General features: G+C 47.2%; 19 protein-coding genes. 13 read left to right on the top strand and 6 right to left on the bottom strand.

The window, feature by feature from the left end:
* Positions 1-2,436, bottom strand: a 2,436-nt coding sequence (locus ACRYI5_RS05535) for a hypothetical protein (RefSeq protein WP_448224550.1), incomplete at its 3' end; no start/stop codon positions are given.
* Positions 2,437-2,567: 131 nt separating this feature from the next.
* Positions 2,568-3,743, bottom strand: coding sequence for a class I SAM-dependent methyltransferase (locus tag ACRYI5_RS05530; RefSeq protein ID WP_407881193.1), 1,176 nt, complete (start codon positions 3,741-3,743; stop codon positions 2,568-2,570).
* 240 nt (positions 3,744-3,983) lie between these two features.
* Here ACRYI5_RS05530 and ACRYI5_RS05525 point away from each other — a divergent pair, with 240 nt between their 5' ends.
* Both ACRYI5_RS05525 and ACRYI5_RS05520 read left to right on the top strand, forming a co-directional pair.
* Positions 3,984-5,066 (top strand): AI-2E family transporter, encoded by a 1,083-nt coding sequence (locus ACRYI5_RS05525; RefSeq protein WP_448224549.1) that lies wholly within the window; start codon positions 3,984-3,986, stop codon positions 5,064-5,066.
* 74 nt (positions 5,067-5,140) lie between these two features.
* Positions 5,141-5,833: a 2,3-diphosphoglycerate-dependent phosphoglycerate mutase gene (locus ACRYI5_RS05520; RefSeq protein WP_407881189.1), complete on the top strand. Its 693-nt coding sequence runs from the start codon at positions 5,141-5,143 to the stop codon at positions 5,831-5,833.
* Positions 5,834-6,094: 261 nt separating this feature from the next.
* Here the strand turns inward: ACRYI5_RS05520 and ACRYI5_RS05515 are convergent, their stop codons facing one another.
* A complete protein-coding gene (locus tag ACRYI5_RS05515) occupies positions 6,095-6,241 on the bottom strand; it encodes a hypothetical protein (protein WP_448224548.1) in 147 nt (48 codons plus the stop codon).
* 2,093 nt (positions 6,242-8,334) lie between these two features.
* Between ACRYI5_RS05515 and ACRYI5_RS05510 the strand changes: the two genes are divergently transcribed.
* Positions 8,335-8,652 (top strand): DUF7671 family protein, encoded by a 318-nt coding sequence (locus ACRYI5_RS05510; protein ID WP_448224547.1) that lies wholly within the window; start codon positions 8,335-8,337, stop codon positions 8,650-8,652.
* 64 nt (positions 8,653-8,716) lie between these two features.
* On the opposite strand, the gene ACRYI5_RS05505 is transcribed toward ACRYI5_RS05510, so the two are convergent.
* Entirely contained in the window at positions 8,717-10,909 is a 2,193-nt protein-coding gene (locus tag ACRYI5_RS05505) for a cation:proton antiporter (RefSeq protein ID WP_448224546.1), read from the bottom strand.
* Between the two features lie 404 nt (positions 10,910-11,313).
* Here ACRYI5_RS05505 and cysE point away from each other — a divergent pair, with 404 nt between their 5' ends.
* Both cysE and cysK read left to right on the top strand, forming a co-directional pair.
* Entirely contained in the window at positions 11,314-11,892 is a 579-nt protein-coding gene (cysE, locus tag ACRYI5_RS05500; RefSeq protein ID WP_448224545.1) for a serine O-acetyltransferase, read from the top strand.
* Positions 11,885-12,808 carry a cysteine synthase A gene (gene cysK / locus ACRYI5_RS05495; RefSeq protein WP_407881179.1) on the top strand — a complete coding sequence of 308 codons (924 nt, stop codon included), beginning with the start codon at positions 11,885-11,887 and terminating at the stop codon, positions 12,806-12,808. Before cysE ends, cysK begins: the two co-directional genes overlap by 8 nt.
* 94 nt (positions 12,809-12,902) lie before the next feature.
* Here cysK and ACRYI5_RS05490 read toward each other — a convergent pair whose 3' ends face one another.
* A complete protein-coding gene (locus tag ACRYI5_RS05490) occupies positions 12,903-13,466 on the bottom strand; it encodes a MarR family winged helix-turn-helix transcriptional regulator (protein WP_407881177.1) in 564 nt (187 codons plus the stop codon).
* A 121-nt stretch (positions 13,467-13,587) separates the two neighbouring features.
* On the opposite strand from ACRYI5_RS05490, the gene ACRYI5_RS05485 reads away from it, so the two are divergent.
* From ACRYI5_RS05485 to ACRYI5_RS05470, 4 genes are all read left to right on the top strand, one after another.
* Positions 13,588-14,025 carry a hypothetical protein gene (locus tag ACRYI5_RS05485; protein WP_448224544.1) on the top strand — a complete coding sequence of 146 codons (438 nt, stop codon included), beginning with the start codon at positions 13,588-13,590 and terminating at the stop codon, positions 14,023-14,025.
* A 140-nt stretch (positions 14,026-14,165) separates the two neighbouring features.
* Positions 14,166-15,293, top strand: coding sequence for an A/G-specific adenine glycosylase (gene mutY, locus ACRYI5_RS05480; protein WP_448224543.1), 1,128 nt, complete (start codon positions 14,166-14,168; stop codon positions 15,291-15,293).
* A gap of 12 nt (positions 15,294-15,305) precedes the next feature.
* Entirely contained in the window at positions 15,306-16,121 is an 816-nt protein-coding gene (locus ACRYI5_RS05475) for a ribonuclease H family protein (RefSeq protein WP_448224542.1), read from the top strand.
* A gap of 96 nt (positions 16,122-16,217) precedes the next feature.
* Positions 16,218-17,117 carry an alpha/beta hydrolase gene (locus ACRYI5_RS05470; protein ID WP_448224541.1) on the top strand — a complete coding sequence of 300 codons (900 nt, stop codon included), beginning with the start codon at positions 16,218-16,220 and terminating at the stop codon, positions 17,115-17,117.
* Positions 17,118-17,178: 61 nt separating this feature from the next.
* Here the strand turns inward: ACRYI5_RS05470 and ACRYI5_RS05465 are convergent, their stop codons facing one another.
* Complete coding sequence (locus ACRYI5_RS05465; protein WP_407881170.1) at positions 17,179-17,547, bottom strand: hypothetical protein; 369 nt, start codon at positions 17,545-17,547, stop codon at positions 17,179-17,181.
* 162 nt (positions 17,548-17,709) lie between these two features.
* Here ACRYI5_RS05465 and ACRYI5_RS05460 point away from each other — a divergent pair, with 162 nt between their 5' ends.
* The 4 genes from ACRYI5_RS05460 (at position 17,710) to lrgB (ending at position 21,929) form a co-directional block, all read left to right on the top strand.
* Positions 17,710-19,467, top strand: a complete 1,758-nt coding sequence (locus ACRYI5_RS05460; protein WP_448224559.1) for a LytS/YhcK type 5TM receptor domain-containing protein — start codon at positions 17,710-17,712, stop codon at positions 19,465-19,467.
* A complete protein-coding gene (locus ACRYI5_RS05455) occupies positions 19,448-20,179 on the top strand; it encodes a LytTR family transcriptional regulator DNA-binding domain-containing protein (RefSeq protein ID WP_448224540.1) in 732 nt (243 codons plus the stop codon). The genes ACRYI5_RS05460 and ACRYI5_RS05455 overlap by 20 nt, the downstream gene beginning before the upstream one ends.
* A gap of 499 nt (positions 20,180-20,678) precedes the next feature.
* Positions 20,679-21,134 carry a CidA/LrgA family protein gene (locus ACRYI5_RS05450; protein WP_407881168.1) on the top strand — a complete coding sequence of 152 codons (456 nt, stop codon included), beginning with the start codon at positions 20,679-20,681 and terminating at the stop codon, positions 21,132-21,134.
* Positions 21,135-21,149: 15 nt separating this feature from the next.
* Positions 21,150-21,929 (top strand): antiholin-like protein LrgB, encoded by a 780-nt coding sequence (lrgB, locus tag ACRYI5_RS05445; protein WP_448224539.1) that lies wholly within the window; start codon positions 21,150-21,152, stop codon positions 21,927-21,929.
* Positions 21,930-21,954: the final 25 nt, after the last annotated feature.

Raw genomic sequence — 21,954 nt, 5'->3', positions numbered from 1 at the left:
AAGGAGTGGCAACACATTGATTCCCAGTACAGGGAGGCCAACGACGAGCACAAGTGGTAACAGGATCGGTACTAAGACTACGAAGAATCCTGGCAAGAACATTAACGGCAAGCCTGCTAACAAGACCGTAACCAGCGGTAATGCGAACAAGACTGGCAACATCAATGCTGCTAACCCAAGGAACCCTCCAACAAATCCAAGTAGCGGTAGTGCTAAACCAACAAATGGTAGCAACCCGAGAAGGCCGGCTACGCCAGCAATTAATGGGAAGACCAGAGCATCACGTAAGTCTAACAATGGGAATAAACCAAGGAAGACAGCCAGTGGTGTTAAGACAAATGACTTAACCAGTGCGTTGACAAAGATTGGTAAGAGCAAACCAGCAACCAGAACGGGTGCCAACAAGTTAACTAATCCAAGCAACGGAACGTTGATCATCAGTTGTAACAATGGATCAAGTAATGTCTTGATCATCGCAATGATTGGAATCAACCGTAATGCGGCAATCAGTGGGTAGAACAGCACGACTGGTAAACCGATGGCATACAGGAATGTTCCGAGGTTATCCAAGGCGCCTAAGATCAGCAAGTTCTTGAATAAGTTTGGAATCAAGTTCTGCAATGCTTTCCCGAAGCCAAGCAAACTACCGATAATCAATAACGGTAAGTTCAACAAGAAGCCGAGTGGGTTTCCAAGTAAGAAGTTCAACCCGTTAATCACATGTCCCAAACGGTTCAGCAAACGTTTCAACGCATTTGCTAACAGCATGCCGATCAATACCGGTGCTAAGAACCGAAGAACAGAATTCAGTGCCCAGATACCGAGTAATGGTAAGCCAACAAATAATGTTAAGCCACGGAGAACTAATGGTAATAAGGCTGCAAATGCCAAACCGTTAACCAGTAATGGCAACAACCCGCCCATGAGAAGCCGTAGTGGCAAATCAATCAAGGTATCGAACAGACCCTTAGCCAAACCGAGTAAGCCAAGTAATGGAATCAAACCAAGCAGTAATAACTGCCGTGCAAAGTTCAAGGCTGGTAGAACAACCGTGTTCAACAGCGTCAACCCAAGTAACGTTAATGGAAGTAAGATTCCGGCTAACAGCAATGAGGTTAAGAGGAAGTGACCGAGATCCATCAGTGCCTTTTGCAGCAAGCCGATCAATCCAGGTAACAAGTTATTCAGTGCCGTCAAGAGCAAGGCATTCAGCAAGCTGAACAACGTTTGCAGTGGGTGCAAGCCGAATAACAGAAGTGGCAATGCCAACAGTGGTAACAGTAAGCTACCAAGACTTGCGGCTGGTAACCCGGCGAGTAAACCACCAAGTAAGCTCAGTGGCAACGTGTTCAAGGCGAACAGACCGAGTAAGCCAAGCAGTGCAAGTGCTAATAATGGTAACAATGCTGGTAAGACTGGTAGGAATGTCAACCACTTGAAGCCAAGTGGCAATAACAACCATGTTGCGAGTTTGCCAAGCAAGTCAGGCAAGAATGATAACCACTTGAAGCCGAATGGCAACAGTAAGTGTTTAGCAAGGATCCCAAGACCAGAAAGCAATGGTAACAACAATGGTAAGGCTAATGCCAGTAATGGTGTGAAGGCTAACCACTTAAAGCCAAGTGGCAACAGCAGCCAGCTCAACAGACCACCAAGTAAACCAGATAACAATGCCAGCCACTTGAAGCCGAATGGCAAGAGCAAGTGTTTAGCAATGGTTCCCAAGGTTTGTAATGCTAATTGTCCAAGCAATGGTAAGCCAAGCAAGAACCCTAACCCAAGTAAGCTCAAGAGCAAACGTGGAATGAGAATTGCCAGGCTGCCTAAGATGGCTGCTGGAAGCAAACCAAGTAAGGCGCCACCGAGGAACAACAGTGGTAAGGCAAGTGTCGTCGCGATGATCCGGTTCAAGAATGCCATGCTAAGGAACAACAATGGTAAACCAATTAACCGGTTCAAGCCGCGAAGTGCAAGTGTCGTTACAAGTGGTAAGACATTGTTCAGGAACAAGCTCAGTGGTAACCCGATAATCAGGTGAAGCAACCCGTTGTTCAAACCAATCAGTGTTGCAATGGCCAATAGCCCTTGCAGACCGAGTAATTGAAGCACGTTGTTCAAACCACGAAGTGTCCAGAACGTTAATCCGGTGAGACCAACCAGCAAGCCGGCTAATCCACCAAGGAGTGTTGGAATGGCACGGTTCAATAACCAAGCTAAACCAAATGTCCCTAATAATGTGTTGATCAAGTGTAATGGCCGTAAGCCAAACAGAGTGAATGGAACGACGATTAAGTTGATCAAACCATGGTTCAGTCCGTTAATCAAGGCAGTTGCGAGTACGGCGTTTAATGGGACAAGTAACAACGTGTTCAACGCATGTTGTAACCCAAGCCCAAGCCAAAGTGCAGGTAACAGTAATGGTAAGGACGGAATCAAGGCTAACCACTTGAAGCCAAGTGGTAAGAGTAACCAAGTTCAATCACAAAAAAGTGGCTCCATATCAGTTAAAAACTGGTATGGAGCCACTAGAAGAGTCTTAATTAAGTAAATAAAATATGATTGAAAAGTTACTTATACATATAATCACGGGTCATTGGCAAGACGCGACCAGATGCACCCTTCGTTAGTAAGAACTGAATGACATCAATATTACCTGATTGGAAGGATGCGGCACAGGCTTGCAGGTAGAGATCCCACATCCGGGCAAACCGTTCGTCAAATTCGGCGACGATTTCATCCCGGTGTTCGTTGAAGTTAGCATCCCAAATTTCGGTTGTTCGTTGGTAATGACGACGAAGTGGTTCCATGTCATTAACTTGGAGCCCTGCGGCAATCATGTGATCGATGTTTTCAGAGAGCCCAGGGACATAGCCACCGGGGAAAATGTACTTATCGAGCCACGCGTTGGTTGCCCCACCTTGCTGCCGGGTGATTCCGTGAATTAACGCAACACCGTGATCGGTCAGGTATTTAGCAACGTCTTCAAAGTAGGCGCCAAGATTTTCCTTACCAACGTGTTCGAACATACCAACAGAGGTGATGTAGTCCCACGTTTCGTCGCCAAGCTCGCGGTAGTCTTGCAAACGAACTTCAGCAACGTCTTCTAAGCCCTCATCCTTGATGCGTTGTTGCACGAGGTCGAATTGTTCCTGACTAAGGGTGATCCCGGTAACCTTCAGGCCGTATTCTTTAGCGGCCGTTAGCATCAGGGTTCCCCAGCCACAACCAATGTCTAATAAACGTTTGCCAGGTTGGGGGTCCAGCTTTTTGATGATGTGGTGAACCTTATTCAATTGGGCTTGTTCCAGTGTGTCATCGTCATGTTCGAAGTAGGCACACGAGTAGGTCATGGTTGGGTCGAGCCACAGCTTGTAAAAGTTATTGCCGACGTCGTAATGACTTTGGATGTCCTGTTTAGAATGAGATTCACTGTGGGACTGTTTTGGCATGAATTTCTTAAACTTACTATCGTTAAAGAAACTGTCAGCACTTTCATAGGCAGCTTCCAACAACCGTTGAATGCTTCCGTCGATCTCAATACGACCATCCATGATGGCCTCACCAAGTGATAATGATGCGTTCCGTGTTAATGAGCGGATGGGGATAACCTCATGAAAAGTAATGGTGATTTCTGGATCACCTTCGCCGCCGTAAACGTCACTCGAGCCATCCCAGTAGTTAACACGAACGGGGATATTGAACGAATGGCTTAGAAATGTCTTATAAAATGTTTTATCCAGCATGATTTGATCCTTTCATCCGAAAAGTTACAAAACACAGTATAACGCTGAATGCGTTTTCCACTCAACGGTTAGGCATTTAAGTCATTAGAAAATCTAATGATTATCAAGGGAAATGGTTAAGGCTGGGATTTGACCGGTAGTGAAAACTAAGGGATTTCTTAGAAACATGACTTAAAAGTGGTCGTGGAAGCGCCACTTGCGGTAAAGTTAACGTAATCAAAATAAACGGGGGAAACAATTGTGACCTATTACCAACGTTTCATTAATAACGTTGCGTTACGGCGCTGGACGGTCCTGGGTTTTATCGTTTTGCTGCTGTGGCTCATGCGTTCCATGATCAGCATTGTTTTGCTGACCTTTGTCTTTACCTTTTTGGTCACACGCTTGGTCCAACTCATTCGGCAGTTTGTTAAAATTCCGCCGGTGGTCCTGGTGATCCTCATCTACCTCTTAGTGGTGTTTGGGCTCTACTCAGGCATCACGAGTTACTTACCAAAATTGGTGACAGAAACGATTAAGATGGCGAATACGGTGTATGACTTTTATCGAAATCCGTCGCACGATACGAACTATGTGGTGAATTTCATTAACCAGTATTCTAAACGGCTGGACATCATGAACCAGCTGAAAAACTGGGCAACAGTCATTTTGAACTACGTCGGTTACATTGGCGAAATGGCGCTCACACTGTTCTTCTCGCTGATTCTGAGTTTCTTCTTTACCGTTGAGAGCAAACGGGTAACGGATTTTTCCCGCCTGTTTTTGGACTCAACGTATGGGTGGGTTTTCCAAGACATGGCTTACCTGTTTAAAAAGTTCGTGAATACATTCGGTGTCGTTGTGGAGGCACAGTTCTTCATTGCCATCTGTAACACGGTGATTACAACGGTGGCGTTAGCCTTTTTGAAGATGCCACAGTTACCAACACTTGCACTAATGATTTTCATTCTCAGTTTGATTCCGGTGGCCGGGGTGATTGTTTCCATTATTCCACTTGGTTTGATTGGGTATTCTGTGGGTGGGTTGGACACCGTGATTTACATCTTGGTACTGATCGCGGTTGTTCACATGCTGGAGGCCTACGTATTAAACCCTCAGTTTTACGCCAGCCGAACGGAACTGCCGATTTTCTATACGTTCGTGATTCTTCTGGTGGGTGAGCGGTTGTTCGGTGTCTGGGGCCTGATTTTCGGGGTGCCACTGTTCACCTTTTTCCTTGATTTGTTGGGCGTTAAGTCGATTGGCCGAAGCCGACCGAGCATCAAGCAGTTACGTCAACGGCGAGCGGCTAAAGCGCGGGATCAACCGACTGATGAAAAATGAGTATGACTATGTAAATTAGGGCACAAATCGGGTATAATCAACCCGTAAGAAATTTTAGAAAGAGGTAGATTACGATGGCTAAATTAGTATTGATCCGTCACGGTCAATCCCAATGGAACTTATCAAACCAGTTCACTGGTTGGGTTGACGTTGATTTAAGCGACAAGGGTGTTCAAGAAGCACAGGCTGCCGGCCAAAAGGTTAAGGAAGCTGGCTTGGAATTCGACTACGCTTACACGTCAGTTTTGACGCGTGCAATCAAGACCTTACACTATGTTTTGGAAGGTTCAGACCAATTATGGATTCCTGAAACCAAGACATGGCGTTTGAACGAACGTCACTACGGCGCTTTGCAAGGCCAAAATAAGGCAGAAGCTGCTGAAAAGTGGGGCGATGACCAAGTTCATACTTGGCGTCGGTCATACGACGTTTTACCACCATTGTTGAGTGCTGACGACGAAGGTTCAGCTTCTAAGGACCGTCGTTACGCCAACCTTGATCCAAAGATCGTTCCCGGTGGTGAAAACTTGAAGGTTACCCTGGAACGGGTTATGCCTTTATGGGAAGACGAAATCGCACCTAAGTTGCTGGATGGCAAGAACGTCATCATCGCAGCCCACGGTAACTCACTCCGCGCCTTGAGTAAGTACATCGAAGGCATCTCCGATGACGACATTGTTAACCTTGAAATGGCAACTGGTGAACCAGTTGTTTACGACTTCGACGAAAAGTTGAACATGACGAACAAAACGAAGTTGGGCAAGTAATTACAAGTTTAACGTTGAGCCACCTCAAATGTGAGGTGGCTCTTTTTGTGTTGTTAAATGAACAGGCGCTAACATTTGTTTAGAACTTAGGTCTAAGAGTATCCTTTCCATGAATTGGAACAGTAAAGCAGTGCTTGTTAGCGGCCTAACATTAATGCACTTGAGCCAGGATTGTGGCGCTGGTTTTGGGAATCGAACTAATAATTGTCGTGCTAACGAAAAAACGTCCCGGATGTGGGGACGCCTTTTAACATGGATAAGCTATTTTGTGTTGCCGTCGTCAGAATACCCACCATCACCTGCACCTTCGTCGAGCATAATTGTGGCCGCATTAGCCGTCGTAATTGGGGCAGTGATAATAAATGACATCGCAATAATCAACGTTGCTAAAACCTTATTTTCTTTCATTTCTCTTTTCCCTGAAACGTTTGGTTTCAATCCAAAGCAATATGATAAGAAGTAGGGAGTAATAATCCATTTGTAAAAAACAGAAAAATAAAATTATTTTCAAAATTAGTTGGCATCGAAAAGAACGGAACAAAATTTGAAACATGTTCTAAATATTGTGTACTTCGGTTCGTTTGAACTTCTGAATGCGTGGAAGATGACTGTAAGGTGTAATAAAAATAGATTAATTTTACAGTAGGTAGGATTAATAAATATTCTAAGATCAAAATTGTGTTAAAAGTTCCCCAGCGCCAATATGTCATTAATCCGGCATTGCGCATGCTTCCCAATAATAAATAAAATATTAGAGGGAACAGTGCCGTCAAATATGATTCGATGATAATTAGCCACTGTTTAGATGAGAATGAAATGTGCATATTCTCGTCTCCGAAGGATTACCATTGCCAATGGCTTAAATTTAACTATAGTCTCATCATTTCATATGTACATAAAAAGTCTTATTTACTTTGGATTAAAAAAATTGTAAAGCAATTTTGGTGCAATCAAAGTAGTGGCGAGCCCTAGTAGTTGTCGATATAATGTGACCTAGTCGGTGCCTGACTCATCGTAAATCTGATGAGGGGAGGCTTTCCAAATGCGCCAGTTCCTCACTACCGTGCTTGCGGGAATCCTTGTTGGACTTTGTCTACGAGGAATTGACCATTGGTTAGGTCACGGTAAGCACAAACATTAAGGTACCGATCACTAACCACGCCCGCTTGAAATTTAAGTGTAAAACAAAACCCCCATTGCCGTAGACGCAATGGGGGTTTTGGCGGTTTTCCGCATACTTCAGTTCCTGTACACATAGGGTAACATGTTATTAAAAAAATGCAACTAAACGACGGTCGTAATGAAGGTCAGGGCAACCCAGACTAACTAACGACACAAAAAAAGTCCCGAGCCTTCTCTACTCGGAACTTAGTGAATCAAGGAAAGATTCTCAATCGACGATGAATTCGTTTTACAATTCGGAATGAGCAAACACCTCAATATTCAATTTACGTAATCTCTTGTCCTGGCCTACCTGCCCATTTGTTACTGTCTGCTAATGTGGGCGAAGTAATCATTAGGATGATCACTGGTCGCTCATCACCATTCGGATGACAGGCTAACGGCGGTATAGACATCACGCGTGGAACACATATGACTACTTATCAGTCATACACCTCCCAAGTGAAGCTTGTGATTTGGTTCAAGAAACTCATGAAACAATCTGCGTTGTTAAACACAATTGGTCATTGGTATCGCCTGCTTTAAATAAATCTTCGTAAGAACAATTTACTCAACTCAGTACAATTGGTACAGTGCTTCTTAATGGGACGTTGGTACGATGAAACGTTAAGTTCTGACTGCTACCGTAACCTACTGTGTCACTAATGGGTGGCGCGGATGACGTAACTGTCATCAATGCGCGAGGAACAATGTTTTTCAACATCTAAAGCGTTACGTGACCTGCGGAATACCAGCTAACTGCTGCTGGGGTAGCGGCAACATGTGACCGGGGTTCTGAAAACCAGCGCGGTGCAGTTGCAGATGAGAAGGCGTCGATTGAGGAGGGTAATTCCTTTCCTCACCAGTATAGTAACACGATGCGTAATCGCTTACAACAATCAGGTCTCAACTTTTTAAAAATAAATTCAACCGATTGGTATAGGCGTCTTAACAAAGCAATGAGGCCAATGGTTTTCGTCATTTTTCGGTAAACAATGAATAACGAAAAACCAGTCTTTACGGGAAATGATGTGCCCGTAAAGACTGGTAATGGTTGCGTTACTTGTTAACGATGTGATCTTCACGAACGAACAGGGTGATTTCAACACCATCAACGGTCAGTGTCCGCCGTTCTTCGTTTGGTTCTTGACCCCGTGGAAATGATTCTGCCATATTGATTCACCTCACGATCATTGAATTTGATTACAAGGTAAGTGTAACTGGTTTGATAATCAAATGACAATTTTTAGTCCCCCAAATAATGACGTTAAAAAAGGGCGCCATCAGTTCAGAGAAGTTGTGGTACCATCGAAGGTAATCATAACAAATGGAGTGTGCGCATGAAGGGAAAGTATGAAGTTCATCGGTACCTGGGGGTTCCGGTGACGACGAATGCAACAGGGCAATACGTACCAAGCGGGGACGCCCAGCCGCATAATTGGCGAACAGGCAAACATACGCGGGGAAAGTTTACGGGTCTGGGGCAGCTCTTCTTGACGGAAAACAACCTCATGGTGGCCGTTGTTGCGGTGTACCCGGTGGCGTTTAAAGATCGTCATGAGTGGACGCCACTTCAACGATTTACTAGTGAAGCGATTCCAGAGACATTGGTGGCAACACTGAGAGAACAAAACGACATTATGGATGGACAAAAATAGCCTAAAACGGCCTTGACGAGAATTTTCGTCAAGGCCGTTTTGTTTGGGGTTGAGCCGATAAAGGCTACATCGAATCGTTTTGCATGTAGATCATTTCGTCATAGGACACCTGTTGGCGCAGGCTCTTTGCCATGGACTGCGAAATATCTTCACGACTAAGGGCGTCCTGAATGTATTGATATTCAGCCTGAAAGGCGGAGATGAACAAGGCATTGGACTTTTCGTTACCAGCATCCTGGTCATGGCGGAAATGTTGTGACCGTTTGATGTATGAATCACGGACGACGTTGATTGCAGCGGGATCACGCGAAATATCTTGGTTATACAGCCACTGCATGATGGCGTCATTTCCCAGCTTTTCAATGGCAACCAGCAATTGACGGGTGTGGTTCATGGCCGCAAATCGATCCTGGACGGTCGTCGGAACGAGTGCTGTTGTGGACGCAGGTGTTGATTGATTAGATGCGCTGAGTGCCTGGGTGACCGCTTGAGAGACCATCACGGTGCCACTCATTGGCTGACCGGCGGCACTCGTGGCATTAGCGGCTGAGCCTTCACTCGCCTGAATGTTAATCCGAGCAACCTGTGACGTTAATGCCGCTTGTGATTGTTCAGCGACAGCTTTTTCATAAAACGCCCGTTTCTGTCGTTTCCACTTCCGGTTGCGCAGCGGGTGAAAGGCGCGGGAAAAAATGACCTTTAACCGAAGTTTGATTTGTGACCGTCGTGATGTATTTGATTGGCGACTGGTAATCATGTATAGATACTTTTGATAAATTTGTTGATCGGCAGGGGACAGATCACCTTGGTCGATTTTTGCAGTGATGGCGTCGGCTTCAACCTGACTGGCACCGGTGAATAACGCCCGGACCGTTTTCCGATCTGGCCGACTGACGGTGCCCTTTTCGCTGTACAACGTTTCGACAACGGTGTGGCGTTCTGAAGTATCAGGAACGTTATTTTTCAACCAGGCAATGGCGTAGTCCAGCATGAGGTGGTGGGCCTCTGTGAAGTTTTCCTGCTCGCCCTCATTTTGTTTAGGCAGAATGAACGGAATGGTAAATAACGGCGTGACCAAACTGAGCAAGATGACAACGGCCGAAATAAAAATCAACTCGTTTCTCATGGGGAAAGCGACCCCGTGAGCCATGGTAAACGGAATGGAAAAAGCCATGGCAAGGGTCACGGTCCCGTGAACGCCACTCAGTGATAACAAGGCTGCTGATTGGCGGGGGTCACTGTGAAACGGTAAATTAAGAAAACAGCGAATCCACAGGTAGCGGAGGATGATCATAAGCAAATAAATTCCGACGCCGAGACCAACAAGAGTCAGGATGGAAATCTGATGTTTGGCCAAAAGATTTTCGACGATCGTTGGGAGACTGATGCCCAAGAGGACGAAGACAAAACCGTTTAACAGGTTTGTCACAACGCCCCACATGCTGCTGGTTACGATTTGAACCTTGGTGGATGTCAGGCGTAACTGATCCTTTTCCAATCTATGCAGTAGCCCAGCGGCCACGACCGCTAAAATTCCTGAAACGTTTAATTCCTCGGCGACCCAGTAAATGATGAAGGGGGTCAGCAATTGAATCGGAACGCTAATGGAGGAATTGTCGATGTTCCAGCGGATGATACCTAACCGGAGCGCAATGACCATCCACCCAAGGATGAAGCCGACGAGAAGGCCACCAAAGAACGTTTCTAGAAAGACGACCAGGCCATGCGTGGCGGAAAAATTTCCGGAAACAAAGGCGGTCAATGCCAAATTGAAGGCAACGATTCCCGACGCGTCATTAAAAAGGGATTCGTTCTTTAACGTGGCCATTAATCCTGACGGAAGCTGAAGATTTTTCGTGATGGAACTGACGGCGGTGGCATCGGTGGGACTGACGATAGCAATCAGCATGAAGGCGAGTGAGAGCGCCAGCGCGGGATAAACCCAGTGAACGCCAAATCCGACAACCACCACGGTCGCAACGACCAGCATCACGGCCAGTGAGAGGGTCTCCATGATGTTTCGTGTGAGGGCCGGTCGTGACGTTTCCTGTGCGTCGTTAAACATAATCGGTGCGATGATCCCGAATAAGAAAATTTCAGGGTCAAACTGATAGTGATGATAGAGTGCAAATAAAGATAAAATTCCACCAGCTAGAATTTGATAGAATGCGAGTGGAATCGCTGAAAATTGGTTATAAACAATTTCGGCAGCAATGACTGCAATTAGCAGTAAGCCGATGGCAAAAGCAATACTCATAAGCTGTGTGGTCCTTTTAAATGATTTTATGTTTAGTATAACGGATTGTGGGCTTTTCGTGGAAAATAAGCGTTAGTGGTCAACAATCAACCGGACTCAATTATTAATAAAATGGTTGACTGATAAAAAATAAGTAGTTATACTACGGTCAATTAATAAACAGAGAGAGGAGTGCTTGAAATGATGAAGACGCTGTGTTGTTTTCAATCAGAGATGTTGCTAAGTTCACGGAATCGACGTCATTGTTTAAGCACCCCGACGGCGACTGGCATGTGGGTTATTTAAGTAACGCCCGTTGCGAGTTCACCAGTGTGCAGAATAAATGATTGAACACCCATTCCCGGAATTTGGCTAAGTGAAGCTGAATTGGGGGAGTGGGTGTTTTTTGTTGAAGGGAGCTTTTGATGTTTGAAACAGTGGACAGCATCATCCAACGAGATCCGGCTGCACACAGTCGTTGGCAGGTAATTTTGACCTATGCAGGTTATCAAGCTGTAGTCGGCCACCGGATGACAAATTGGCTATGGCGCCACGATCATTTACTCTTGGCAGAAGTCCTTAGCCATTGGATTCGGCACCACACAGGGGTGGAAATCCATCCCGCTGCAACCCTTGGTCGGCGACTCTTCATTGACCACGGCATGGGGGTCGTGATCGGTGAAACGGCGGTCGTCGGCGATGATGTCACGATCCTTCACGGGGTGACGCTCGGCTCGCGGCACGATGAGGCGGGGCGCCGCCATCCCACGATTAGGAACCACGTGTTGTTGGGAGCGAACGCCCAGCTCTTAGGACCAATCACCATTCATGATTATGCAAAGGTCGGCGCCGGGGCCATCGTGTTACACGATGTTGGTAACGGCGAGACCGTGGCCGGAAACCCAGCTAAGCTTGTTAATAGCTGGGCGAAACGGTCGTTAAAAGATAATGACAAACAACTCACAAACCAGGAAAATGTAAAGGACGGTAATGAACATGACTAATACACCAACTGACAGCATTTTAAACTACATCGGCCACACACCAATCGTGAAACTTCAACGGATCGTCCCAGCAGGCGCAGCGGATGTGTACATGAAGTTGGAGGCCTTTAACGAAGGCGGTTCTGTAAAGGATCGAATCGCCTTAAAGTTAATTGAAGCGGCCGAAGAAAGTGGCGACTTGACGCCAGAAGTGACATTGATTGAACCAACGTCTGGGAACACGGGGATTGGGATTGCCGCCGTGGCTGCTGCCAAGGGCTACAAGGCCATTTTAGTTATGCCAGATACCGCCAGTGAAGAACGGAAACAATTAATGCGTGCCTACGGGGCAACATTAATTGAAACACCAGGTGCGGAAGGGATTAAGGGATCAATCAAGGTTGCCAAAGAGTACGTGGCTAAGGGCGGTTACTTGATGTTAAGCCAGTTTGAAAACCAGTTGAATCCACAGGCCCACTACGAAACGACTGGTCCAGAAATTGTGGACTTCTTCCACGGCACACCGGATGTCTTTGTTGCTGGGATCGGCACTGGTGGGACGTTATCTGGAACGGGTCGGTTCTTGCGCGAAAATAATGCTGACGTTCAGATTGTTGGGGTTGAACCGGCTGATTCAGCGGTCTTAAACGGCGGTCAACCTGGTAAGCACCCGTTGCAAGGCATTGGAACAGGGTTTGTTCCAGACACATTGGACACCAAGGTCTATGACCGGGTTGCGGATGTTACGGGGCCAGATGCGGTTGCAACAGCTCGCCTGGTTGCTCGCCAAGAAGGAATTTTGCTTGGCTTTTCTGGTGGTGCTGCTGTCTGGGCTGCCATTGAAGAAGCTAAAAAGTTGGGTGCCGGCCACAGCGTGTTAACATTAGCCGCTGATAATGGTGAACGGTACTTATCAACCGCACTATACCAAGACTAACTTGGTTGTTACGGTAAACGCGGGCTAAATAAAATGCAGCGATGAGGGCAATTAATGCGCCTCACCGCTGCATTTTTAATTGGCCCAAAATGTACTATGAGTCGCTGTTTTGGTCAGGATGTTGGTCACGTTCCTGCATGGCCGTAAGAAACCGGATAATGACGTCCTGTTCGGCATCATTAAATTGTTCAAAAACGTCATCTTGGTTTTGCTGATCGTCTTCTTGAACCCCGTGGGCAACCGTTAAAAGCCAGGTGCCAGCGTCTGTTAACGAGTAAAATTTTTCTCGTCGGTTTTCAGGATTCGTTTGTTCCGCCACCAAGTGCCGACTGATTAAACGTTTGAGGTATTTTGATAACGTCCCAGGGAGAATGTCGAGTGTTTCACTGATGGTCCGCGCGTTGATGTTAGGGTGTGCCTGAATGGTCTCCAAAACATCACGCATGGGGCCATTAAAGTGATGGTTAACGTGTTCTGACCAGTGCTGCATGTCGTGCATAACGTGGCGATTTTCCTCGCCATGATTGCCGAACGGTCCGCGCCGGCCACCGTGCATTAAAGCCTGGCGGAAACGCTGGTCAAACGGGTGGTGCATGGTTTCGTAAGCTAATAGACGTGCATAAAGGTCGCCCATCTGGTGAATTTTCGTTTGATCCATAAAAAGCTCCATTCAAATGATTTGATTCTATTTTACCGCGAAATGTTTCTTTTGGAAACAATAGGTGCTATACTCATTAAAGTTTCTAGTGGAAACAGTTATTTTGAACGGGAGTGAGCTTATGAAAATACCTGAAGCAACCCGGTTTGACATGGTGTCTGTCGTCGCCAATGCCAACACACAAAACATTGATGCATTTGATTACGCATTGCAAACGGCACTAACGAACCATGCAGAACTTGGCATAATTGTTTGGATCGATGACGATCAACTGAGTGTGTTTAACGCACTAACGCCCCGGTACATGAAAAAGATGACGACGGATGCGCAAAAGTTTGCGGCAGATCTGTGCGACGTTGCGAAAGCCATGGGCGTCTCAAAGGTTAGCGTGACGGTTAAGCAGGGGAGTAATTTAGCTAGACTGACAGAAGAAGTGTACTGTACCGACTTTTCATACGATTTGTTGGTTATTGGTGAGGATCGCCACGATCGTCAGCAGATTCAGCGCGCAGTAAACTTTGTGATGGATGACCTCGAGTGCGCAGCCGTGGTGCTATAAATTAAATAATGAAATGGAGATGGTTCGCGGCAGTTATGTGCGGAGCATCTTTTTTGTTTACAGATTGGCCTTTGTTTATGCACGGTTAGTGGCAATGTGCTACGATAACGCTACATTAATAAAAGAAAATGAGGCTGTTTATGGAACACTGGGAACCAACAAAAATTGCCGACTTTCGGCGAATACTCTTGGCATGGTACGACACCGAGGGACGGGAGCTTCCGTGGCGGCGTGACCAAGAACCCTACCACGTGTGGGTTTCTGAAATCATGCTCCAACAAACACAGGTCAACACGGTGATTCCGTACTACGAGCGGTTTATGAAGACCTTTCCCACGGTGACGGCACTTGCGGCTGCGCCGGAAGACCAGCTGCTGAAGGCATGGGAAGGATTAGGCTACTACTCACGGGCACGGAATCTACAACGGGCCGCGCAAGAAATCGTCAACGATCGGCATGGTGAGTGGCCGACAACGGCCGCCGGACTTCAAGAGTTGACGGGGATTGGGCCATACACGGCCGGTGCGATTGCCAGCATTGCGTTTGGTGAACCCGTGGCCGCCGTCGACGGTAACGCGTTTCGTGTCTTTAGCCGACTACTAAAGATCGATAATGACATTGCAAAGCCAGAGACGCGCGCTGTTTTTGAAACAGTCATTAATTCAATCATTGACCCTAAGCGGCCTGGTGATTTTAACCAAGCCATTATGGATCTCGGAAGTAGTTACATGGCGGCAAAAAATCCGGATAGCACCCATTCACCCGTGAAGGCGTTTAATCAGTCCTACCTTGATGGCGACGAACAAAAGTACCCGGTGAAGACGCCGAAACCACGACCGGTGCCAGTGAACTATGTTGCACTGGTGATTAAGACGCCAGCAGGCTATTTATTAACGAAGCGCCCGTCAACCGGGCTTCTCGCAAACTTATGGACCTTTCCGTTAATTGAAGAATCAGCGTTGTTAACGGAAGATGAGGACGAGACAACGGTACTAACGGATGAAGTGCTGGCGAAGCGTGCCAAAGAAAACTTTGCTCAGGAAACGACGCTGTCATTGCCATTTACGCCGGTAGCAGGGCGGCGCGTGACCCATACGTTTACGCACCGAAAGTGGCAAATTCGGCTGTTAGCGGTGGACCTTCATGAAACCCCAGACTTGAGTTTGTTTGCGGGTGAAGCGGTCACCGTTGATCGTTTTGAGGAGTACCCAATGCCTGTTGTCCAACAGAAAATGTGGCGGGCGTGGACAAACGCACAGACTAAATAACGGAGAGTAACGATGGCAGGAAAGAAATTTTACGCAGTTGCGAAGGGAAAGAAGCCCGGAATCTACACCACCTGGCCGGCTGCAAAACAGCAGGTTGATGGTGTCGCTGGTGCCCGGTATAAGAGTTTCCCCACGGAAACGGCGGCAAAGCAGTGGTTAGCGGCTGGCGGACAATATCAACAGCAAGCCAAAACAGCCGCAGCAATACCAGTAGCTGAAACGTCAGCCAGCCAGCAAAACGAGCGCATTGTGTTATATTCAGACGGCGGCTCACGGAATACCGGTAATGTGGCGGGTGGCCACGTTCGAAGCGGAGATAAAGCGGCGTGGGCGTACTTGGTTAACGTTGATGATACCCAGTTCTTTGATTCATTGGGTGAGTTTGGCGCCACTAATAATAAGATGGAAATTACGGGACTCCTGATGGCCTTGCGTGGGTTACGACTGGCACAGTTGGCGGATCAACCAATTTTAGCGGTTCTCGATTCAAAGTATGTCCTGGACGCGATCACAAAACACTGGTTAGCTGGGTGGCAACGGCGCGGCTGGCAAAAAAGCAGTGGTGGCGCAGTCGCAAACCAAGAACTATGGCAGGCGGTCAGTGAAGAGCTCCCACACTTTTCGCATTTGCGGTTTGAATGGACGAAGGGTCACGCAGACAACCGCGGAAACGTGTTTGTCGATGAGTTACTGAATCAGACGATGGATGCAATGTCAGTGGCTAACCCCACGGGGGCGCGAGATGAGGTCCAACCACTCGGCGGCCAACACGCTGACCAGTCGGTTAAACCGACGTTAGCAAATGATGAACAACTGAATTTATTTTAAATGTGTGGTAGATTGGTCAAGCAACACCGGCCTTACGCTGGTGGTCAGCCGTTAAAAGCGGTAGAGTGACATAAATGAACGGGGAAGTGGCAGAAAATGCACAGACGTGGATGGGCAATTACAGGAGCCGTGTTTTTAACACTGTGCGCCGGATTTGGTTTATTTGAAAAAGTGATCAGCATTGGGGTGGCCCCAGAGCCTCTTACAACGGCGACGGTCAGCCCAACGGTTCATACCACGACGACCCCAACGATCTTCATGCCAGGATGGGCAACATCGGCCAATTCGTTTAACCGAATGATTGGTTACATGCAGGATCACCATACGGCTGGGAAGGTCATGCGAATCAACGTTGATGTCTTTGGTCACATTCATGTTCGTGGTCACCTACGGCCCGATGACGTGAACCCGTTGATTCAGGTGACGTTCTCACGGAACCTGGCGAATACGTATCAGCCGCAGGTAAAGTGGTTAAACAAAATTTTGCTGCTATTGAAACAAAAATATGGGGTGACCCAGTACAATGCGGTCGGCCATTCTTGGGGTGGCAGTGCACTAGTGAGTCAATTGATTCGTTATGGTAATGATCCACGGTTGCCGCGGTTAAATAAGATGGTTTTATTGGGGACACCGGTGGATGAAGGTGTTGATCGGGCCAAAGACATTCGTGAATCGGGCGAACCTAAACGTCCGACGCACATTTATCGACACCTCTTGGCTGATCGCCAAAACTTGACGGCTAACCGAACGGCAACGATTTTTAATGTGTACGGGTCGACGAATGGTGAAGCAACTGATAACGCGGTGCCAATCGTGCAAGCACAGTCATTACGTTACCTAGTGCGAGGAATCGTGCCGAACTATCACGAAATTTTATTGAACAACGCTAACCATCATCAACTCCATACAACGGTGCGGAGTTTTAAACTGGTGACGCAACTCTTGTTTGGTGATCCACAGGCGAATTCTGTGGCAAACGAACAACAGATCAAATAACGCAAACAGGGTATCCATGAACGATGAAATCAGTTCATGGATACCCTGTTTTTTGTGCAAATTAGTGGCGTGAGGCGCGCATGGCCCCCCGTTGATTGTTTTTGATTGGGTTTGCTTTAAACCGCGGTGTTGCCGCTTGGCCAACAAATTTGAAGTGCTTTAGCTCACCACGGTATGGTTGGCCGGCCGCCCGAACACGGGCCCACCGGTCCATTTCAGCGGCCATGGCAATGGCGGCGTCCTGGCGGTGCGGCGCATTTTCATTGGCTGCGGCCGTTGCGATATCGCCACGAAGCGCACCCGTCAGATTATGATTGTAGTCGACGAGTTCTTGCGTAATCGGTGCGTCTTTGTAGCGATTAAATAAGCGTTCAATGTAACGCATGGCGTCTTTACTGTTTTTAGGTTGATAATAACGATCTTCTGACACGGTAACCGGCTCCTGTTTTAGAGATTAAACCTAGTTTAACTGAGTCATCCGGTGATGTAAAACGCAGATCATTACAAAGTGTGTTCGATTATGGGGAGTTAACGGAATGGCGTATAATTGACCATACTAATTATCGAGGACAAGGAATTAAAGGATAAAGCCATGTTGACACTGTTTTTACTGATGATGCAACGGGTGGGACTGATCATTTTGCTGGCGTTTTTGCTGGTCAATGTTAGTTATTTCCGCCGGTTATTAAAGGAACGAAATTCGTGGACGTCCAAAGGCATCCTGATTTTAATTTTCGCAGCGTTTGCGATTATTTCAAACTTAACCGGGGTTGAAATTACGCCCCACAACACACTGGTATCCACGACATGGCTAACGGGATTACCGGCGACTGATTCCATTGCTAATACCAGAACGCTTGCCATCACCGTATCAGGATTAGTCGGTGGGCCGGTGGTTGGTGGGATCGTTGGGCTCATTGCCGGGATTCACCGGGTCATTCAAGGAAATGGGTCTGACCTTTTTTACATTGCCAGCTCAGTGATTGTTGGGGTGTTGTCCGGTGGAATTGGGCAACGTTACATTAATAGAGACAAGTATCCAACCATGATGGCCTCGGCTTTGACCGGCTTGACGATGGAATCGGTACAGATGATTTTTATTTTTGTTTTCAGTGACGCTGGGTTTCAACTCGTTCGGTTGATCTTTTTTCCAATGATGATTTTAAACAGTGTGGGAACGGCTATCTTTATTTCGATCATCTCAGCGTATATTCGCCAGGAAGAGCAATTACGGGCGGTTCAGACGCATGATGTGTTAGAGTTGGCTGACCGAACGGTGCCGTTTTTTAGTTCCGGATTAAACGAAATCAACGCGACACAAGCGGCCACAATTATCCGAGACTATACGAATTTTGACGCTATTGGTATTACGGATACAACCGCTGTGTTGGCGCATGTCGGCCCCGGAAGCGACCACCACATCCCGGAAAAAGAAGTGATGACGGAACTGTCGAAAAAGGTGTTGGCGACAGGAACCATGGGGATTGCCCATTCACGAGCAGAAATTGGCTGTCCGCACCACGATTGCCCACTGGAAGCAGCCGTTGTGATCCCGCTAGTTGTTCAGCAGCATGTGGTGGGAACGCTCAAGGTGTACTTCACGAACGCCAAGGATTTAACGCCGGTTGAGGAGCAATTAGCCACCGGATTGGCATCCATTTTTTCCAGCCAGTTAGCGCTAGGGATGGCGGAGGAACAGTCAAAGTTGGTGAAGGATGCGGAAATCAAGTCACTGCAAGCGCAGGTTAATCCCCACTTCTTTTTCAATGCGATCAATACGATTTCGGCGCTAATGCGGACGGACGCAGATAAGGCGCGAACGCTACTGTTACAATTATCAACGTACTTTCGGACCAATTTACAAGGGGTTCGGGAAACGGAAATCCCGTTGCGGCAGGAACGGGAGCATGTGGATGCGTACTTATCCTTGGAACAAACGCGTTTTCCAGATAAGTATGACGTTCAGTTTGACATTCAAACGGCAGCTAATGTGCTGCTACCACCGTTTACAATTCAGGTTTTGGTGGAGAACGCAATTCGGCATGCGTTTGGCGATCGCCGGTCTGGCAACGTGGTAAAAATTAGTGTGACGGAGACCGCGACGTCACTGGTTGTGGCGGTCATGGATAATGGTCACGGGATTGACGCAACGGTGCTGCCGCAGTTGGGCCACCAGGTTGTCGCGTCAGCTAATGGTAGCGGCACGGCATTGGAAAACTTAAATGCACGGCTGACGGGACTATATGGTTCCGCTAGCCATTTGAAGTTTGAAACAGGTCAACAGGGAACAACGGTAACGGTCCGGATTCCCCGAAAGGAGGTCGCATTAAATGAAGGTCTTGGTCGTTGACGACGAACCGTTAGCCCGTGATGAACTAACGTATTTATTGACACACAATCCGCTGGTCCGTCAGGTCGTTCAGGCGGAAACAATTAACGAAGCGATCGGTTTATTACTCACAACACCGATGGATTTAGTCTTTTTGGACATTGCGTTAAATAATGAAAGTGGCTTCGATCTGGCGGATAAACTGAAACAGTTAGCGACGCCACCCTTGGTGATTTTTGCAACGGCATACGATAACTACGCGGTTCAGGCGTTTAACGTGGACGCGGTGGATTATGTTCTAAAGCCGTTTGAACAGGAGCGAATCGATCAGGCACTGACAAAAGCTGCCGCGATTCGCGACGCGCATGAGGCTGGTGATAAATTGCAAACAACCCAGGCAGGAGTCAGCGGAATGATTTCCATCACTGAGGATGATAAAACGCGGGTGCTGCGCCAGGACGACTTGTTAACGTGCTTTGTGGAAAACGGCGAGTTGAAATTAACCACTGTGACCGGTCAGTTTCACGCACACCAAACGTTGAGCTGGTTGATCGACCGGCTCCCAGCAGATCAATTTATGCAGATCCACCGGAGTATTGTGGTCAATTTGCGGGCCATTTCGGAGGTGGAACCGTGGTTTAATCACACGTACCAAATCACGTTGATCAATGGCGATAAGGTGCCAGTGAGCCGTTCGTTTGTGAAGCAAATGAAACAACGATTAAACATGTAAGAAAAACAGAGCGAAAAAGGGCGCGCTTAGGCCCACTTAAATAACGCCGCACACTGATGGATGTTTTTTATCCAGGAGTGTGCGGCGTTATTTAATCGGGGCCTGCGCCCTTTTTCGCGTTTCGACTGTGTAGGTGCGGAGCGAAGGGTGGATGTCCTTTATCCATGAGCACCAGGGCCTTATTTAAGTGGGCCTGCGCCCTTTTTCGCGTTTCGACTGTGTAGGTGCGGCGTTATCTAATGAAGAATCCGGCCAACTTTTACACCTGAAATCCCCGTTAGTATCCGCTTTATTAGTTAATTTCGCTAACCTTTGCACAAGGTGAAAAGTAACCCAGATTGTGACGAGGGTATTTCAGAAGAGAATTCGGCCCTTTGGCTGTAAATACGTGCTTTTTGGTGATGAATCTACTAAAATTTAAACGTAAACAGGATTACCCGAAGTGAGTGGTCTTGGTTCATTTAAGCAATTATTCACAAACACTAAGGAGGATGTTGTTATGGCTGCTAATAATAAGCCCAGCAACGACGCTGCACCGAAAAAGGATGCACCGATTCTGATCCAAATCGGAATTTACGCCACGATTTTGTTCATTTCATGGCTGATTTCTGAATATGTCAGCAAGACGTTCCCTAAGTTCCCATTGCCAACCCCCGTTATTGGGCTGGTTCTGCTGTACTTAGCACTGACGTTTAAAATCGTGAAGGTTGAATGGGTTGACTCATTTGGAGCCATCATGATCAGCTTGATTGGTTTTCTGTTTGTTCCATCGGGGATTCAACTTGCCGGCACGTTAGGCATTTTGCAAAACGAAGGTTGGAAGCTCGTCTGTGTCATCATTTTGTCCACGGCAGTCTTACTGGTTGTTGTGGCCTACACAACGCGCTTGTTCATCTGGATTCGGGTCAACTGGTTCCATGGTGACGCAACGGTTAATTCAAAGGACGAAAAGTAAAGGGAGGGTTACACCATGTCCGTATCAATTTTAGCGGCTGCCGCCGCTCCGGTCATCAAGGGACCTCTGGCATACTTTGTCACACCGTTCTTTGGGATCTTCTTATCCATCGCCGTTTATTTATTGGGTCAATGGTTATTCGAAAAGACCAACGGCTTCTTCTTATTCCAACCGTTATTCGTTGGGATGGTTCTTGGAATTATTATTTTAGTTATTCTCGCTAAGATGTTGGGAATGGACACCGCTAAGTTCTACACGATGGCCTATAAGCCAGGTGGGGACATCATCTTCTGGTTCCTTAACCCAGCAACGATTGCGTTTGCGGTTCCGTTGTACAAACGTAACGACATCGTGAAGAAGTTCTGGTTAGAAATTCTCTTGTCTTTGATCATTGGGGCCTTCGTCTCACTGTTTGTGATTTACGGAATTTCAAAGGCCTTTGGCTTGAGCACCGTTGGGATTGCTTCCATGTTGCCACAGGCTGCAACAACAGCGATTGCCTTACCAATTGCCACTGCGATTGGTGGGAACCCAGCCGTAACGGCCATGGCATGTATCTTAAACGCCGTGATCATTTACGCACTGGGTGGTTGGCTTGTTAAGGTCTTCCGGTTGAACTCAGACCCAATCGGGACTGGTCTTGGCTTGGGAACATCAGGTCACACGGTTGGTTCAGCCTTTGCGTTGAAGTTGGGTTCTGCCCAAGGTTCAATGGCTGCCATTGCCGTGGTTATCATCAGTATTGTTATTGATATTGTGGTTCCAATTTTCGCAACGATTGTTGGAATTCACTAAAGTGTTTATAAAACGCCCACATGGA

Source organism: Furfurilactobacillus sp. WILCCON 0119 (assembly GCF_053471565.1).
Note: the sequence above shows the minus strand (reverse complement) of the source record. Positions and strands in the feature narration are given on the sequence as shown.

Excerpts from the sequence above, each read along its gene's own strand:
- ACRYI5_RS05530 (WP_407881193.1), bottom strand. The coding sequence starts at position 3,743 with ATGCTGGATAAAACATTTTATAAGACATTTCTAAGCCATTCGTTCAAT.
- ACRYI5_RS05520 (WP_407881189.1), top strand. The coding sequence starts at position 5,141 with ATGGCTAAATTAGTATTGATCCGTCACGGTCAATCCCAATGGAACTTA.
- ACRYI5_RS05515 (WP_448224548.1), bottom strand. The coding sequence starts at position 6,241 with ATGAAAGAAAATAAGGTTTTAGCAACGTTGATTATTGCGATGTCATTT.
- ACRYI5_RS05510 (WP_448224547.1), top strand. The coding sequence starts at position 8,335 with ATGAAGGGAAAGTATGAAGTTCATCGGTACCTGGGGGTTCCGGTGACG.
- ACRYI5_RS05505 (WP_448224546.1), bottom strand. The coding sequence starts at position 10,909 with ATGAGTATTGCTTTTGCCATCGGCTTACTGCTAATTGCAGTCATTGCT.
- cysE (WP_448224545.1), top strand. The coding sequence starts at position 11,314 with ATGTTTGAAACAGTGGACAGCATCATCCAACGAGATCCGGCTGCACAC.
- cysK (WP_407881179.1), top strand. The coding sequence starts at position 11,885 with ATGACTAATACACCAACTGACAGCATTTTAAACTACATCGGCCACACA.
- ACRYI5_RS05490 (WP_407881177.1), bottom strand. The coding sequence starts at position 13,466 with ATGGATCAAACGAAAATTCACCAGATGGGCGACCTTTATGCACGTCTA.
- ACRYI5_RS05485 (WP_448224544.1), top strand. The coding sequence starts at position 13,588 with ATGAAAATACCTGAAGCAACCCGGTTTGACATGGTGTCTGTCGTCGCC.
- mutY (WP_448224543.1), top strand. The coding sequence starts at position 14,166 with ATGGAACACTGGGAACCAACAAAAATTGCCGACTTTCGGCGAATACTC.
- ACRYI5_RS05475 (WP_448224542.1), top strand. The coding sequence starts at position 15,306 with ATGGCAGGAAAGAAATTTTACGCAGTTGCGAAGGGAAAGAAGCCCGGA.
- ACRYI5_RS05470 (WP_448224541.1), top strand. The coding sequence starts at position 16,218 with ATGCACAGACGTGGATGGGCAATTACAGGAGCCGTGTTTTTAACACTG.
- ACRYI5_RS05460 (WP_448224559.1), top strand. The coding sequence starts at position 17,710 with ATGTTGACACTGTTTTTACTGATGATGCAACGGGTGGGACTGATCATT.
- ACRYI5_RS05455 (WP_448224540.1), top strand. The coding sequence starts at position 19,448 with ATGAAGGTCTTGGTCGTTGACGACGAACCGTTAGCCCGTGATGAACTA.
- ACRYI5_RS05450 (WP_407881168.1), top strand. The coding sequence starts at position 20,679 with ATGGCTGCTAATAATAAGCCCAGCAACGACGCTGCACCGAAAAAGGAT.
- lrgB (WP_448224539.1), top strand. The coding sequence starts at position 21,150 with ATGTCCGTATCAATTTTAGCGGCTGCCGCCGCTCCGGTCATCAAGGGA.